The sequence below is a fragment of the Bradyrhizobium sp. WSM4873 genome (assembly GCF_055811355.1).
Genome location: NZ_JBVVPS010000039.1, coordinates 13,491 through 28,764, shown reverse-complemented (window position 1 = coordinate 28,764; position 15,274 = coordinate 13,491). Strand labels below are relative to the sequence as shown.

The following is a 15,274-nucleotide window of genomic DNA, read 5'->3' as shown; positions in this document are numbered from 1 at the left end:
TGCACCGCTCAGGTACAGCGCGCACTCAATCCGGATGCGCCAAGCTTCGCCATGACCTCGTCGAGATGGGCGCTGTCGCGGGTCTCGATCACCAGCTGCAGCAGCGTCGCCTTGGCCGGAAGATCCGAGAAGGTGCGCTGGTGCGAGACCTCGATGATGTTGGCGCCGGCCTCGGCCAGCAGTGCCGCAACCGCAGCCAGTTGGCCGGGCCTGTCGGGGATGTCGAGCGACAGCTGGGTGAGCCGCCCCTCGCGCGCCAACTCGCGGGTCAGGACCGATGCGATCAGCCGTGTGTCGATATTGCCGCCGCTCAGCACCAGCCCGACCTTCTGGCCGGCGAAACGGGACGGGTCGGACATCAGCGCGGCGAGACCGGCGGCGCCGGCGCCTTCGACGACCGTCTTCTCGATCGAGATCAGGGTCGCCACCGCGCGCTCGAGCTCGGCTTCGTTGACGAGCGCAATGTCGTCGACGAGGCGGCGGACGATTTCGGTGGTGAGCTTGCCGGGCGATTTCACCGCGATGCCTTCGGCGAGCGTGTCGCCGCGCGCCGGCAGATTGCCGTCGTGGATGGCGTTGTACATCGAGGGGTAGAGCCAGGCCTCGACGCCGAGGATCCGCAGCGACGGCTTGATCGATTTCGCGGCAATGGCGATCCCGCTGATCAGGCCACCGCCGCCGATCGGGACGACCAGCGTATCGAGCTCCGGCACGGCCTTGAGTATTTCCAGCCCGACAGTGCCCTGCCCCGCGATGACAAGCGGATCGTCATAGGGATGGACGAAGATCATGCCACGGGCTTCGCCGTGGTTGCGCGCATACGCGGCCGCCTCCTCCAGCGTGGCGCCCGTCACGACCACCTCGGCACCGTGATGCCTGGTGTTCTCGACCTTCACCATGGGCGTGCCGACCGGCATGACGATGGTGGCGGGAATGCCGAGCCGCTTGGCGTGATAGGCGACGCCCTGCGCGTGGTTACCCGCCGACATCGCGACGACGCCCCGGGCGCGCTCCTCCGGCATCAGCGCCTTGAGGCGGTTGAGCGCGCCGCGCTCCTTGAACGAGGACGTGAACTGGAGGTTCTCGAATTTCAGCCAGATGTCGCAGCCGCAGATATTGCTCAGCGTGCGGCTGTAGCTACAGGGTGTCTCGACGACGGCGCCGCGGATCGTCTCGGCGGCGGCATGGATGTCGGCCGGTGCGACCGGAAGGCCGCTGAGATCACAGGAGATGCTTTGCGACAACTCAGCCATAGGACAGCATAGGGCATTTGACAGTTTGAGGCTATAAGCCAACCGCTATTTGGTAAATTCCCGCGAACGTGAAGCCCGCCAAAGCGTCCACAGCGTACGCAGCCGCGATGACGGTTGCGGCGTAAACGGATTGCGCCCGGGCTGCGACAGGCGCTTGAGGTCGGCCCTTACCTGGCTCAGCGGCAGAAACGCCGGCCGTGCCGACACCGACACCTCCGGCAACAGCGACAAGGCCGTGGTCAAATGCTGCCCGGCCTCGTCCACGAGTTGGTCCAGGACGGCGCGCAAATTCGCCGTCTCCTTGCCGGCGAATACGTCCTCCATGTTGCAATTGTGGCTCGCCAGGACCTGCTGCGGCAGGAACAATTGCCGGTGCGCCGCATCACGGGGCAAGTTCGCGATGACCTGTACGATGCCCTGCGCCAGCCCGGCGTGGCGGGCGAGATGCTCGGCCGCTTCCGACGGTGGTCCCATGATCCGGGCGGCGAGATCGAACAGCGCCGATGAGGTCGCCGCGAGGTAGCCCTCCAGCGCCGCCATGGTCGGCATTGGATCGTTGTAGAGATCGAATTGATGCTCGTCGACGAGCAGCGACAGCGGTTCGATCGGCAGGTCGAAATCACGGATCGCGCGGAGCAGCTCCGCCGCGACCGGATTGCCCTCGGCGCTGCCATGGACCTGGCCCGACAGCATGTCCGTCCACCATTGCAGGCGGATTTCACCGGGCAAGGGCTGGCTCACCTGGTCGCGGACGCGGACGATCTCGACATTGAAGGCATAGAGCGCCAGCAGCGCGCGGCGCTCGGCGGCAGGCGCGAACAGGGTCGCGGCATAGCGCGGAAAGTCGTGGCTGCGCACGAGGTCCGCACAGAACGCAGCAGAATCCGGCGGCGGCGCGGAGCCACTCATGGCACGGCGATCAGCGCGGCCGCGACGCGCCGCCGTTCGCCGATCATGATGTTGTAGGTACGCACGGCGGGACCGGTCTGCATCGTATCCAGAACCACCCTCGCCGCTTTAAGTGCCTGGCGCAGTTCCGCCGACGGCAGCCAGACTCCGGTTCCGGTGCCGATCAGGAGCGTGTCGATGCTGTTGGCGGACTTGAAGACTCGATCCAGCGAATAGCGGTCGATCTTCGCGGGGTCCGTTATATCCCAAGCCCAGATCGCGTCGGGCAGGCAAAGCAGCGATCCCCGATGCGACATGCCGGCAAAGGCAAAGCCGCCCTTGCCATAGGCTTCGATCGGCGCCGAGCGGGGGAAATGCGGTGCGTTGGGATCGCCGGCCATGAGCTTCGTCCGAATGAGCTTACTGCCCTCGCAAACTCCTGCGAGGGCACGCGGTTCGGATCATGCCCTGCTTTTCTTCGCGGGCGTAGCCTTATCGGCCGCATCTTCGCGATGCTCGCCGACGCCGAGATAGATCAGGATCGGGGCCGCAATGAAGATCGAGGTATAGGTGCCGACCAGCACCACGCCAAACATCATCACCGCGGTGAAGCTGTGGATGGCATGGCCACCGAACAGCAGCAGAGCCAGCAGCGCCAGCGTCACCGTGAAGTGGGTGATGATCGAGCGCGACAGCGTCGAGTTGATCGATTCATTGAGGAGCTGCGGCATCGGCATCTTCTTGTAGCGCCGCAGCATCTCACGGATACGGTCGTAGATGACGACGGTGTCGTTGAGCGAATAGCCCAAAATGGTCAGAAGCGCCGCGATACTGGTCAGGTCGAAATCGACCTGGCTGATCGACATGAAGCCGATCGTCAGCACGATGTCGTGCACGTTGGCGATCATGGCGCCGAGCGCGAACTGCCACTCGAAGCGGAACCAGAGGTAGACCAGGATCGAGACGATCGCCAGCATCAGGCCGAGCATGCCGTAGGCGAGCAATTCGCCCGATACGCGCGGTCCCACGACCTCGACGCGGCGATAGTCGACCGAATCGCCAAGCGCGGTGCGGACCTTCTGCACTGCCTCCTGCTGGGCGGCGTCGCCGCCCGGCTGCTCCGCGACGCGGATCAGGACGTCCGCGGGGCCGCCGAATTGCTGCAACTGGACTTCGCCGAGACGCAGGCCATCCAACCTCGTACGCATCGCCGCGATATCGGCTGTGCCGGACTTGGCCTGCACCTCCAGCAGCGTGCCGCCGCGGAAGTCGATGCCGAAATTCAGTCCATGGGTGAAGAACAGCGTGATCGCGACGATCGACAGCGCCGCCGAGATCGGGAAGCTGACCCGGCGAAACCGCGTGAAATCGAAATGGGTATCGTCGGGAACGATGCGCAGCGACGGCAGCCAGCCGAATGCCGCAACCACGGTGAGAATGGCAATGAGGACGCCGAGCCCGATGAGAACGGTGTGATTCACGATCAGGCTCCTAGATCGGCACGCTCTGCGGCCGCTTCCACCGCACCCACCAGGCCACGATCAGCCGGGTCAGGGTGAAGGCGGTGAACACCGTGGTGATGATGCCGATTCCGAGCGTCACGGCGAAGCCGCGCACCGGACCGGTGCCGATGTAGAACAGCACCGCGGCGGCAATGAAAGTGGTGATGTTGGAATCGAGGATGGTCGCAAGCGCCCGCTTGAAGCCGGCGTCAATCGCCGAGATCGCGTTGCGGCCGCCGCGCAATTCCTCGCGGATGCGCTCGTAGATCAGCACGTTGGAATCGACCGCGATGCCGACGGTGAGCACGATGCCGGCGATACCGGGCAGCGTCAGCGTGGCGTTGAGCAGCGACAGGAGGCCGAAGATCATGGCGACGTTGATGGCCACCGCAATATTGGCGAACACGCCGAACAGCCGGTAGGTCAAGAGCATGAAGATGATGACCAGGATCGAGCCGACATAGGCGGCGAGCTCGCCCTTCTCGATCGAGTCCTGGCCGAGGCCCGGACCGACGGTGCGCTCCTCGACCACCGTGAGCGGTGCCGGCAGCGCGCCGGCGCGCAGCAGGATCGCGAGATCGTTGGCCGACTGCACGGTGAAATTGCCCGAGATCTGGCCCTGTCCGCCGGTGATGGGCTCGCGGATCACGGGAGCCGAGATGACCTTGTTGTCGAGCACGATTGCGAAAGGCAACCCGACGTTCTCCTGCGTGGCCTGCGAGAATTTGCGCGCGCCTGACGTATTGAACTTGAAGCTGACGACGGGTTCGCTCGTGCGCTGGTCGAAGCTCGCCTGGGCATCGGTCAGATCGCCGCCGGCAACCAGCACCTGCTTCTTGACCACATAGGGCGTGGGCGGTGGCGACGCGCTCATCAGAAGCTCGGATTCCGGCGGCAAACGTCCCTGCTGCGCCTGATCGGGCGGCACCGACGTATCGACCATGCGGAATTCCATCTTCGCGGTCTTGCCCAGCAATTCCTTCAGACGGGTCGGGTCCTGGAGGCCGGGGACCTGCACCAGGATGCGATCGTTGCCCTGGCGCTGGATGACGGGCTCGACGGTGCCGAGCTCGTTGACGCGGCGTTCGACGATCTGGATCGACTGCTCGATGGTCTTGCGCATGCGGTCGAGCATCGCGGCCTGCGGGATGGTGAGGCGGATCACGCCGCCGCCGGCGTCAGTCACCTCCAGGTCGCGCTGACCGCTGGATCCGACCAGTCCACCCAGCGGCTGGGACAGCTCGCGCAGCTTGGCGAGCGCAGGCTGCAGGTCGGATTCCTTGGTGATCCGAACCTCGGCCGCGTCGTTGCGCACGATGACGCCGCCGGTGAAGCCGATCTTGGCATCGCGCAGCGTCCGGCGAACGTCGTCGCGGACCTGGTCGAGCCTTTCCTTCTTCACATAGTTGCCGTCGACCTCGAGCAGCAGATAGGAGCCGCCTTGGAGATCGAGGCCGAGCACGAGCCGACGCTGCGCCCAGGCGGGCCAGGTCTTGACCTGCGCTTCGGGAAAGAAGTTCGGGACCGCGCAGAGGCACACGATCAGCGCCGTCAGGATAATCCCGAGCGCCTTCCACCGCGTGAAATACAACATCGACTGGACCTGTCAGATCAGGAGATTTGCAGGAAAACTTGAGAGACTCGCGGAAGCACTCACTTCGACGCGGCGTCTTCCTTAGCGCTTTCCTTGGATTCCTTGGCCGGCTCACCCTTGGCGCGCACGCCGGAGACCATCGAGCGCATCTGCCGCACGCGCACGCCATCGGCGATCTCGAACTCGATCTGATCGTCGTCGACGACCTTGGTGACCTTGCCGACGAGACCGCCCGAGGTCACGACGGTGTCGCCGCGGCGGATGTTCTTCACGAGGTCGGCGTGGTCACGGACCTTCTTCTGCTGCGGACGCAGAATCAGGAAGTACATGATCACGAAGATCAGGGCGAACGGCAGCAGCGACATCAACATGCCGCTAGTGTCGCCGGCGCCCGCAGCCTGGGCATACGCAGGGGTAATCAACATTCGGACGATCCTCGTGAGAACGGGGGAGAACCGGTCAGGCCCAATGGCGACCGGCTCGGTCAAATTCGCGCGGACTATAGCGGCCATTGCTCCAATTGCAACGCTGCCACACCGCCCTTTTAGCCACCTTGCGGCGCGCGCTCAGGCCCGATAAGGCTGCATTCTCAGGAACTTCGGACATGCCCCAAAAACCAAGCAAAAGCCCGGCCGGCAAAGGCCCCCGGACCCCTGCCGCGAAGCCAGCCCGCGTCGCGGCAAAACGTCCCAAGGCGGCCCCCAAAGCGGCTTCCAAGACGACTTCCAAGGTGAGCTCCACGGCCAAGGCCACGTCCAAGGCCAACCAAAGCGTCTCCCAGGAGCGCATCGTTCGCGCGCTCGAGACGATTGCGGCGCACCTCTCCGCTCAAGGCAAGCCCGCCGTCGAACGCGAGTCGTTCAAGCAGGCGGATGCTTTCGTCTGGCACCCGGACGGCCGCCTTGCGGCGGTGCCGCGCGTCAGCCGCGTCGAATTGTTCCTGCTCAAGGGCGTCGACCGGATGCGCGACATCCTGATGGAGAACACCGAGCGCTTCGCCAACGGATTGCCCGCCAACAACGCATTGCTCTGGGGCGCGCGCGGCATGGGCAAGTCGTCGCTGGTGAAGGCGGCGCATGCCAGCATCAACGCGGAGCGCAAACCGGCCGACAGACTGAAGCTGATCGAGATCCATCGCGAGGACATCGAGAGCCTGCCCGCCCTCATGGAGCAGCTTCGCGCCTCGTCCTTCCGCTTCATCGTGTTCTGCGACGACCTCTCCTTCGACGGCAATGATGCGTCCTACAAATCGCTCAAGGCGGTGCTCGAAGGCGGCATCGAAGGGCGGCCGGAGAACGTCATCCTCTACGCCACCTCCAACCGCCGCCATCTGCTGGCGCGCGAGATGATCGAGAACGAGCGCTCGACCGCGATCAATCCCGGCGAAGCCGTCGAGGAGAAGGTCTCGCTGTCGGATCGCTTCGGTCTCTGGCTCGGCTTCCACCGCTGCAGCCAGGACGAATATCTCGCCATGGTGCGGGGCTATTGCAGCCATTTCGGCGTCAAGGTCGACGATGACGCGCTGGAGCGCGAGGCCCTTGAATGGTCGACGACGCGCGGCTCGCGCTCGGGCCGCGTCGCCTGGCAGTTCGTGCAGGAGCTTGCGGGACGGCTCGGCGTGAAGCTGACGGCGACGTAGCGGAATCTGTAGCCGCACTCGCACCTGTCATTCCCCGCGCAGGCGGGGAATCCAGTATTCCAGCGACGGTTTTGATCGATCGAGACGCCGCGGCGTGCTGGGTCGCCCGGTCAAGCCGTGCGACGACACCGCGTTTGTGGCGATGGCGCGCCCGACTTCAGGCTCAAGCCCCGTTCAGGAATTGAAGCGGGTCAACCGGGCTCGATCCCTTACGGATCTCGAAGTGGAGCTGCGGCGACGCCACCTCCCCGGATTGACCCGACTTGGCAATGACCTGGCCGCGCTTGATGGTATCGCCGCGCTTCACCATCAGCTCACTCGCATGGGCATATGCGGTGACGTAGCCGTTGGAGTGCCGAACCAGGACGAGATTGCCATAACCTTTCAGCTCGTTGCCGGAATACGCAACGACACCGTCTTCAGCCGCCTTGACCGGGGTTCCCTCAGGCACCGCGAGATTGATGCCGTCGTTGGACTTGCCATTGGTCTTGGCGCCGTAGCTCGTGACCACCTTGCCGCGCACCGGCCAGCGGAAAGTCGGCAGCGCGCTGGTGGTCTCCGCAGCTTTCGCCGGAGTTTCCGCGGTCTTCTCTTCAACATTGGCGGTGGCCTGGGCCAAGCGCGCGCTTTGCGCCGGCGCGACGGCCGCCATTTTGGTGGCGGGCGCAGGCGCCGCGGCAACGGGCTGCAGCGTGCTCGCGACGGGAGCGGCTCCGACCGGAGGCGCGGCAAGCGGTGCTGCGACGGCCGCGGTCTTGGCGCCGGGCACGGCCAGCCTGGCGCCAAGCTTGAGCTTTGCAGAGGGATTGAGGCCGTTGGCACGCGCCAGTTCAGCCGCCGAGATATGGTTCTTGCGGGCAATGCTGGCGAGCGTGTCGCCGTGGTTCACGAAGTGCGTGCTTGACGGCGCGGCAACGGCCGCAACCGGCCTCGCAGCAGGCGCCGGCGCAGCGGCAACGGGGGCCATGAGCGGCGCGGGCGCAGCGGCCGTGGCCTGGTGCGGAATGATCAGTTGCTGGCCGGGCGAGAGCGCGCGCGGCCCCTTGTACCCGTTGGCGGCGAGAATCGCCTGCGGCGTGACGCGGTAGCGCTTGGCAAGCAGGTCGAGCGTATCGCTGGTGCCGACGATGATCTTGGTTCCACCGACCGGCTGGGCGGCTGCAACCGAGCGCGGCGGCACGGTGGCCGTGGTCTCGAGATGCGGCTGCGCCGGGGGTGTGTACGAGCCGACACCGCGGCCGCCTCCGGACACACCGCCTGCTGCAACGGGGTAGGATTGCGGCGTGGACACCGCCGGCGGCAAAGGCTGCGACTGATAATAACCGGGCTGCGTCTGCGGCCGCGAATATTGCGGCAGCTCACGCTGCGGCGGCGCCTGTTGCACCGAACCGGTCGATTCCTGCGCGAAGGGATTGGAGAAGTTCGACTGGGACATGCGCGACGACATGTCGGCGCTGCACCCTGCGAAGCTGAAGGAGATCAGCGCCAGCACCGCGACCTGCGGCACACGGCGCGAGTAAAGCAACTCGGCGGCAACGGACATGGTTACTCACTCGTACGCAACAGAACTGGTGTTTTAAGTAAACACGCGCCGAGTAAATAACGGCTTAACCCTCCCAATAAGATGTTGGCAGCACAGCCAATCCGGAATTCTACAGCTCCCGCGCCACCCCGGGCAGCGCCGGCACGAACCGGACCTCGACGAGTTCCTTGCGCTCGATCCCGGCTTCGGTCCGGCTCAAGCGGATCAGCGTCTGCACGCCCTGATGCGGGCCGACGGGCGCGATCAGGATGCCGCCCACCTCCAGCCGCTCGACCAGGTTCTCCGGAAGCTGCTCCATCGCGGCCGTGACGATGATGCGGTCGAACGGGCCGATATTGGGGGGCAGATTGAGTCCGTCGCCCAGCATCACCTCGACGTTGTGATAGTTTAGCTTTTCAAGCCTGATACGTGCGGCATCCGCAAGCTTGCGGTAGCGCTCGACCGTCAACACCTGGCCGGCGAGCCGCGACAGCACCGCCGCCTGGTAGCCCGAGCCGGCGCCGATCTCCAGCACGCGGTGCTTCTTCTGAAGCTGGAGCTGCTCGGTCATGTAGGCGACCACGAAGGGCTGGCTGATGGTCTGCCCGCAGGCGATCGGCAGCGCGCTGTCGCGATAGGCGCCGTCGCGATCGGCGTCGTCGACGAACTGATCGCGCGGTACCTCCTCCATGGCCCGCAGGACCGCCTGGTCGCTGATGCCCCGACGCCTCAGCGTGAGCTGAAACATCATCTTTTCCGGCGGGTGCTGATGGGAGGTCATTGCCTGCGTGCTGTCTTTTGGGGTCCGGGGCGCCAACCCGGGGGGCGCGAGATTCTTGTTCCAGCTCCGGGAACCCATGATAGGCTTCGGATGGCGTAGTTGACCACAAATTGGCTTGCAACGGGCGAGCCGCGATGGCCATTTTCAAGCATCCGTTCGTCGAAACGCACATTGCGTCGATTCATGTTATCTGCGAACGTTTTTGGTGATGGGCAAGGACTCGACCATGACTGCGACGGGGCTTACCGGCCGCTCTGTATTCCTCGTCGAAGACGAGGTGATGATCAGGATGATGGTCGCGGATATGCTCGAAGAGCTTGGCTACAAGATCGCGGCCGAGGCTGGCGACATCACCGAAGCCATGCGGCTCGCCCAGGCAACCGAGTTCGACATCGCCATTCTCGACGTCAACGTCAACGGCAAGGTCATCTCGCCGGTCGCCGATGTCATCAAGGCGAAGGGCTGCCCGTTCATCTTCGCCACCGGATACGGTTCCTCCGGCCTGCCCGAGCAGTACCGCGATCGGCCGGCGCTTCAAAAACCATTTCAGCTCGACGCCCTCGGCAAGACCATCGAAGCCGCGCTTCGCGGCGGCTAGACTAGGCCCCGTTCCAGGTCAGACTTACTTCAGCGTCGCACTTAGCGCGTCGGAAAACGACTCGTTGGTCCGGTCGAGCCTGAGCGGCGTGACGGAGACGTAGCGCTCGCGGAGCGCCGCGAGATCGGTGCCGTCGGCGGGCGTATCCATCATCGCGGTGCGCTCAAAGCCGATCCAGAAATAGGGATTGCCACGGCCGTCCTTGCGCTCGTCGATCCTGAGGAAGCCGAGGTTGCGCTTGCCTTGCCGCGTCACGCGAATGCCCAGCACATCCTCCGGCGCGCAGGCCGGGAAATTGACGTTGATGACGGTGTCCTTCGGGATGCCGGCGGCGATCACCTTGCGCAGGATGTCGGGCCCGAATTTGCGCGCAGTGTCCCACAGCGGCCGGTCGCGGGTCTCGACGCTGAACTCCTGCGACAGGGCGAAAGACGGTAGTCCCAGGATGGTTCCCTCCAGCGCGCCGGCGATGGTGCCGGAATAGACCACGTCCTCGGCGACGTTGCGGCCCTTGTTGACGCCGGACAGCACGACATCGGGCAGCTTGGCGCCGAGGATGTGGCGCGCGCCCATGATGACGCAGTCGGTCGGCGTGCCGCGCACCGCAAAGTGCCGCGGACCGACCTCGCGCAGGCGCAGCGGATCGTTCAGCGACAGCGAATGCGACACGCCGGACTGGTCGAGCTCAGGCGCGACCACCCAGACGTCATCGGACAATGCGCGCGCGATCTCCTCCAGGACCTTGAGGCCGGGGGCATGGATGCCGTCGTCATTGGTGCAAAGAATGCGCATGGGAAAGGTCGATTCCTGAAGCGGGTCTGAGCCGTCTTATCCGGCCGAGGCCCATCAGGCAAACCGGCCGACTGGGGCCGGCACCCGGTTGCCGGCTTGGGCCGGCTACCGGCGAACGCGCCATTGCGGCAGGAAGCGCGCCAGCCGGCCCTCGGCATGCAATTTCATCGCCGGCACGACCGGGCTCACGATCGGAGCCTCGATGACGCCGAGCGCCTCCAACTGTGCAACGAACGGGTCCGCTAGCGGCGCCTGCGGAAAGCGTTCGCGTGCCAGCGTCAGTGCCTGGTCGAAATCCGCGGCATTCACACCGGGCTTGGCCCGCCGGCTCTGGACGAGATGATCGTCCCAGAGCCGCGTGATCTCGATGTCGAGTACGCCACGCAGCCGCTGATCGACAGCCTGGATGCCGGCACCCGTCACCGCCCATTGTCTGCCGACCCAGAAGATGTCGCGGTGCAAGGCCATGAACGATCGGTTCGCGTTGTCGGGTGGCCGGCAGGATAACCGGCCGCCCGATCTTCGCAACCAAACGTTTCTCCGTTTCAGGTTGGCAGCACGCCTAGTGGCGCGCGACCACCTTCAGCCCGCCCATATAGGGCTGGAGCACGCTGGGGACCGCAATCGAGCCGTCCTCTTGCTGATAGGTCTCCATCACGGCGATCAACGCGCGGCCGAGCGCTGTGCCGGAGCCGTTGAGCGTGTGCACGAACCGCGGCTTGCCATCGGGGCCGCGCGAGCGCGCGTCCATCCGGCGGGCCTGGAAATCGCCGCACACCGAGCAGCTCGATATCTCGCGGAATGCCCCGCCGTCGCCCTGGCCCGGCATCCAGACCTCGATGTCATAGGTTTTTTGCGACGAGAAACCCATATCCCCGGTGCACAGCGTCATCACGCGGTAATGCAGGTCGAGCCGCCGCAGCACTTCCTCGGCACAGGCGAGCATGCGCTCGTGCTCGTCCTTGCTCGTCTCCGGCGTCGTGATCGAGACCAGTTCGACCTTGGTGAACTGGTGCTGCCGGATCATGCCTCGCGTGTCGCGCCCAGCGGCGCCCGCCTCCGCGCGAAAACACGGCGTCAGCGCAGTCAGCCGCATCGGCAGCTGCTTTTCGTCGAGGATGGATTCACGGACGAGATTGGTGAGCGCCACTTCCGCGGTCGGAATGATCCCGAGACGCTCGGTCTGGAGCCGCTCATGGTCGGGCTCAGCGAGCAATTCGCCCTTGATCGCCCAGAACTGGTCGTCCTCGAATTTCGGCAATTGTCCGGTGCCGAACATGATCTCGTTGCGCACGAGCAGCGGCGGATTGATCTCGGTATAGCCGTGCTCATCGACGTGTAGATTCAGCATGAACTGGCCGAGCGCGCGTTCGAGCCGCGCCAGTCCCTTCTTCAGTACGACGAAGCGCGCGCCGGAGAGCTTCGCCGCGGTCTCGAAATCCATATCACCAAGCTCGGCGCCGAGATCGTCATGGGGTTTTGGCACGAACGCGTAGTTGCGCCTGTTGCCGAAGACATGGCGCTGAACATTGCCGTGCTCGTCGACACCATCGGGCACCTCGCCGAGCGGCAGATTGGGGATCGCCGCCAGCTCCCTGGCGAGCTCCTCGTCGGCAGCCTTCGCGGTCGCCTCGAGCTCCGGCATCGTGGTCTTGAGCTCGGCGACCTCCGCCATCAGCTTCGCCGCGCGCGCCTCGTCCTTCGCCTTCTTGGCATCGCCAATTTCCTTGGAGGCCGCATTGCGCCGCGCCTGCGCCTGCTCGGAAGCCAGGATCGCCGCACGCCGGGTCTCGTCGATCGCAAGCAGCGACGCCGACATCGGCTTCAGGCCGCGTCGTGCCAGGCCGGCGTCGAAGGCTTGCGGGTTGTCGCGGATCGATTTGATGTCGTGCATGGCCGAGGTCCTGGGGGCAGCGCGTAAACACACAACGGCAAACGTTGTCAGTTCACATCAGCGCGTCTCCTAGCACGGCTGTCATCATCCGCGAAGGCGGATGATCCAGTATTCCAGAGACGTCCGTGATTCCCCGAGAGGCCGCGGCGTACTGGATTCTCCGGCTGCGCGGGGGATGACAGCGGGGGTGTCGCCCTACTCCGCCGGATTGGCCGGCGTCGATACGTCAGTGCCGCTAGAGGCTTGCGAAGCTGCCGCCTTCTTCTCCACAATTCCCACCGCGATGATCGAGCCCTCGTAGAGCGCGAGCAAGGGGATCGCGAGCGAGCACTGGCTGAGCACGTCGGGCGGGGTCAGAACAGCCGCGATGACGAAGGCAACGACGATGAAATAGCGGCGCTTCTCGCGCAGCATTTTTGACGTGACGATGCCGATGCGCCCGAGCAGCGTCAGGATCACCGGAAGCTGGAAGGCGATGCCGAAGGCGAAGATCAGCGACATCATCAGCGACAGATATTCGCCGACCTTCGGCAGCAGCTGGATTTGCGCGGTGTCGTCGCTGCCGGCCTGCTGCATGCCGAGCGAGAAGCGGACCAGCATCGGCAGCACGACGAAATAGACCAGTGCGGCGCCCAGCACGAAGAAGAACGGGGTCGCGACCAGATACGGCAGAAAGGCCTGCTTCTCGTGCTTGTAGAGGCCCGGAGCGACGAACTTGTAGATCTGCGTCGCGACGATCGGGAACGAGATGAAGCCGGCGCCGAACAGCGCGAGCTTGAGCTGGGTGATGAAATATTCCAGCAGCGCGGTGTAGATGAATTTCGAGTTCTCGGGACCCGCGACCCACACGAACGGCCAGACCAGCACGTTGTAGATCTGCTTGGCGAAGAAGAAGCAGAAGATGAAGGCAATGCCGAAGCCGAGCAGCGCCTTGATCAGCCGCGAACGCAGCTCGATCAAATGGTCCATCAAGGGGGCTTTGCTGGCTTCGATGTCGGCGGCGCTCATGACGCTTTGGCGTCCTTGATCGCCTCGGCCGGCGCAGTGTCCTGGATGACCGAATCCTGCGTGACCGAACCTTGCGTGACCTGCGCCTGCTCGACCTCACGGGTGATGGCGAGCGGCTCGTTTGCGGCCGCATGTGCCTCGGCCTCCACGAAGGTCTCTGGCGTCGGCGCTTCCGGCGTGGTGGGCGTCGCCGGCGCTTCGCTTGCGGTCGTCAGCGGTTCGACAACGGCGGTGGTCGAGGTCTCGGCCGGCTTGTCCAGCGCATCGACGCGGAGTGCGTCGCTGACGTCCTTTTGGAGCGAGGTCATCAGATTGTTGCCGGCGAAGCCGGAAGCCGCTTCCTTGACCTCGTCGAAGCTCTTCTTGAGGTCGGCCATTTCGGCCTCGCGCATCGCTTCCTGGAATTGGCCCTGGAATTCGGCGGCCATCTTGCGCGCCTTGCCCATCCACTGCCCGACCATGCGCAGCACGCCCGGCAGCTCTTTCGGGCCGATGGCGATCAGGGCCACGACCCCGATCAGGACCAGTTCACTCCACCCGATATCGAACATGAGGTCTTCCGTTCACGCCAGCAGCAAGCCGGCCCAATCCCTCGCGCGCAGGATCGGGTCCGCTACCCGCGTCTCGCGTGCTCTCTGGCTTAGACGGCCTTGCTGCCGACGTCGGACCGTGCCGCGGTCGGCGCGGCATTGTTGTGCTCGATGGACTTGGCCGGCTCGGGCTTGTCGGCGACCTTGTCGTCGTCCTGCATGCCCTTCTTGAATGCCTTGATGCCCTGCGCCACGTCGCCCATCAGATCCGAAATCTTGCCGCGACCGAACAGCAGCAGGACCACTGCGATCACCAGGACCCAGTGCCAAATGCTGAGTGAACCCATCCTGCAACCCTCCAAACGCGCATGGCCGGGGACCGGCCGATCTTCACCGAAACCTAGGCTTGGCAGGTGTCAAAAACAAGGACCAAGGCAGCGCCAATTCGCTGTTGGCGCTACGTAATTTTGCTAGTGTTAACTGGTCGCAGGTGGCCGGTAGAAGGCCGGGACGTCAGTCCTCGCTGCCGCCCTCGCCACCCTCCTGGCCGCCTTCCGGCGGCGTCTCGGGCTCGACCGCAGGCGCCAGCGCGAGATCAAGGTCCTCTCCCGGTTCCAGCGGATCCTCGTCCTCCCGCAAAGTCGGGTCATCCGACGGCGTCGGCACGCTGAATCCGGTCGGCAGGCGCGAATCCAGGAGCCCCGTGCCCTTCAGCTCCTCTAGGCCCGGCAGATCGCCAAGCTGTTCCAGAGTGAACTGCGACAGGAAGTCCTCGGTGGTTCCGAAGGTCAAGGGACGGCCCGGCGTCTTGCGACGTCCCCGCGGCTTGATCCAGCCGGTTTCCAGCAGCACGTCCAGCGTGCCCTTCGAGGTGACGACGCCACGGATCTCCTCGATCTCGGCGCGGGTCACCGGCTGGTGATAGGCGATGATCGCCAGCACCTCGATCGCGGCGCGCGACAGGCGGCGGGTCTCGGTGCTCTCGCGGGTCATCAGCCAGGCGAGATCGCCCGCGGTGCGGAAGGTCCATTTGTTGGCGACCCGCACGAGATTCACGCCGCGCAGGGAATAGTCGGCCTGCAACTGCTCGAGCGCAGCCTTCACGTCCACGCCCTCGGGCATGCGCTTGGCCAGCGTCGCCGTGTCCAGCGGTTCATTCGAAGCAAACAGCAGCGCTTCCAGCAGCCGCAATTCTTCGGGACGTGCCTGGGACTCGTTCTCCATCGGCTCGGCCTCTTCTACCCGCACTTCAGCCAGGCTTGCCATGGCAGAT

The 15,274-nt window shown here is 64.9% G+C and carries 17 protein-coding genes; 2 read left to right on the top strand and 15 right to left on the bottom strand.

Features of this window, described 5'->3' with window-relative positions; genetic code table 11:
* Positions 1-8: 8 nt before the first annotated feature.
* The 6 genes from AC0L21_RS32915 to yajC are packed head-to-tail and all read right to left on the bottom strand — an operon-like array spanning position 9 to position 5,662.
* Entirely contained in the window at positions 9-1,253 is a 1,245-nt protein-coding gene (locus AC0L21_RS32915; protein ID WP_473265831.1) for a threonine ammonia-lyase, read from the bottom strand.
* A gap of 45 nt (positions 1,254-1,298) precedes the next feature.
* The gene (locus tag AC0L21_RS32910; RefSeq protein WP_473265830.1) at positions 1,299-2,162 is read right to left on the bottom strand and encodes a phytoene/squalene synthase family protein; all 864 of its coding nucleotides are present in this window, start codon (positions 2,160-2,162) and stop codon (positions 1,299-1,301) included.
* The gene (locus AC0L21_RS32905; protein WP_473265829.1) at positions 2,159-2,542 is read right to left on the bottom strand and encodes an Mth938-like domain-containing protein; all 384 of its coding nucleotides are present in this window, start codon (positions 2,540-2,542) and stop codon (positions 2,159-2,161) included. The genes AC0L21_RS32910 and AC0L21_RS32905 overlap by 4 nt, the downstream gene beginning before the upstream one ends.
* Before the next feature lie 60 nt (positions 2,543-2,602).
* The gene (gene secF, locus AC0L21_RS32900) at positions 2,603-3,622 is read right to left on the bottom strand and encodes a protein translocase subunit SecF (RefSeq protein WP_473265828.1); all 1,020 of its coding nucleotides are present in this window, start codon (positions 3,620-3,622) and stop codon (positions 2,603-2,605) included.
* Between the two features lie 10 nt (positions 3,623-3,632).
* Positions 3,633-5,237 carry a protein translocase subunit SecD gene (secD, locus tag AC0L21_RS32895; protein WP_473265827.1) on the bottom strand — a complete coding sequence of 535 codons (1,605 nt, stop codon included), beginning with the start codon at positions 5,235-5,237 and terminating at the stop codon, positions 3,633-3,635.
* A 59-nt stretch (positions 5,238-5,296) separates the two neighbouring features.
* Positions 5,297-5,662, bottom strand: a complete 366-nt coding sequence (yajC, locus tag AC0L21_RS32890; RefSeq protein WP_007610701.1) for a preprotein translocase subunit YajC — start codon at positions 5,660-5,662, stop codon at positions 5,297-5,299.
* A gap of 179 nt (positions 5,663-5,841) precedes the next feature.
* Between yajC and AC0L21_RS32885 the strand changes: the two genes are divergently transcribed.
* Complete coding sequence (locus tag AC0L21_RS32885; RefSeq protein WP_473265826.1) at positions 5,842-6,876, top strand: ATP-binding protein; 1,035 nt, start codon at positions 5,842-5,844, stop codon at positions 6,874-6,876.
* Between the two features lie 163 nt (positions 6,877-7,039).
* On the opposite strand, the gene AC0L21_RS32880 is transcribed toward AC0L21_RS32885, so the two are convergent.
* Both AC0L21_RS32880 and AC0L21_RS32875 read right to left on the bottom strand, forming a co-directional pair.
* A complete protein-coding gene (locus AC0L21_RS32880) occupies positions 7,040-8,419 on the bottom strand; it encodes a peptidoglycan DD-metalloendopeptidase family protein (protein ID WP_473265825.1) in 1,380 nt (459 codons plus the stop codon).
* A 109-nt stretch (positions 8,420-8,528) separates the two neighbouring features.
* The gene (locus tag AC0L21_RS32875) at positions 8,529-9,179 is read right to left on the bottom strand and encodes a protein-L-isoaspartate(D-aspartate) O-methyltransferase (RefSeq protein ID WP_473265824.1); all 651 of its coding nucleotides are present in this window, start codon (positions 9,177-9,179) and stop codon (positions 8,529-8,531) included.
* A 226-nt stretch (positions 9,180-9,405) separates the two neighbouring features.
* Here AC0L21_RS32875 and AC0L21_RS32870 point away from each other — a divergent pair, with 226 nt between their 5' ends.
* Positions 9,406-9,777, top strand: a complete 372-nt coding sequence (locus AC0L21_RS32870) for a response regulator (RefSeq protein WP_007590670.1) — start codon at positions 9,406-9,408, stop codon at positions 9,775-9,777.
* 24 nt (positions 9,778-9,801) lie between these two features.
* Here AC0L21_RS32870 and surE read toward each other — a convergent pair whose 3' ends face one another.
* From surE to scpB, 7 genes are all read right to left on the bottom strand, one after another.
* On the bottom strand, positions 9,802-10,569 hold the full coding sequence (gene surE / locus AC0L21_RS32865) for a 5'/3'-nucleotidase SurE (RefSeq protein ID WP_473265823.1): 768 nt from the start codon (positions 10,567-10,569) through the stop codon (positions 9,802-9,804).
* A gap of 105 nt (positions 10,570-10,674) precedes the next feature.
* Positions 10,675-11,037 carry a hypothetical protein gene (locus AC0L21_RS32860; protein ID WP_473265822.1) on the bottom strand — a complete coding sequence of 121 codons (363 nt, stop codon included), beginning with the start codon at positions 11,035-11,037 and terminating at the stop codon, positions 10,675-10,677.
* 94 nt (positions 11,038-11,131) lie between these two features.
* Positions 11,132-12,463, bottom strand: coding sequence for a serine--tRNA ligase (gene serS, locus AC0L21_RS32855; RefSeq protein ID WP_473265821.1), 1,332 nt, complete (start codon positions 12,461-12,463; stop codon positions 11,132-11,134).
* A gap of 195 nt (positions 12,464-12,658) precedes the next feature.
* Positions 12,659-13,471 carry a twin-arginine translocase subunit TatC gene (gene tatC / locus AC0L21_RS32850; protein WP_473265820.1) on the bottom strand — a complete coding sequence of 271 codons (813 nt, stop codon included), beginning with the start codon at positions 13,469-13,471 and terminating at the stop codon, positions 12,659-12,661.
* Complete coding sequence (gene tatB / locus AC0L21_RS32845) at positions 13,468-14,022, bottom strand: Sec-independent protein translocase protein TatB (protein WP_473265819.1); 555 nt, start codon at positions 14,020-14,022, stop codon at positions 13,468-13,470. Before tatB ends, tatC begins: the two co-directional genes overlap by 4 nt.
* A gap of 89 nt (positions 14,023-14,111) precedes the next feature.
* Positions 14,112-14,348 (bottom strand): twin-arginine translocase TatA/TatE family subunit, encoded by a 237-nt coding sequence (locus AC0L21_RS32840; protein WP_007610722.1) that lies wholly within the window; start codon positions 14,346-14,348, stop codon positions 14,112-14,114.
* Positions 14,349-14,514: 166 nt separating this feature from the next.
* Complete coding sequence (gene scpB, locus AC0L21_RS32835) at positions 14,515-15,267, bottom strand: SMC-Scp complex subunit ScpB (protein WP_473265818.1); 753 nt, start codon at positions 15,265-15,267, stop codon at positions 14,515-14,517.
* Positions 15,268-15,274: the final 7 nt, after the last annotated feature.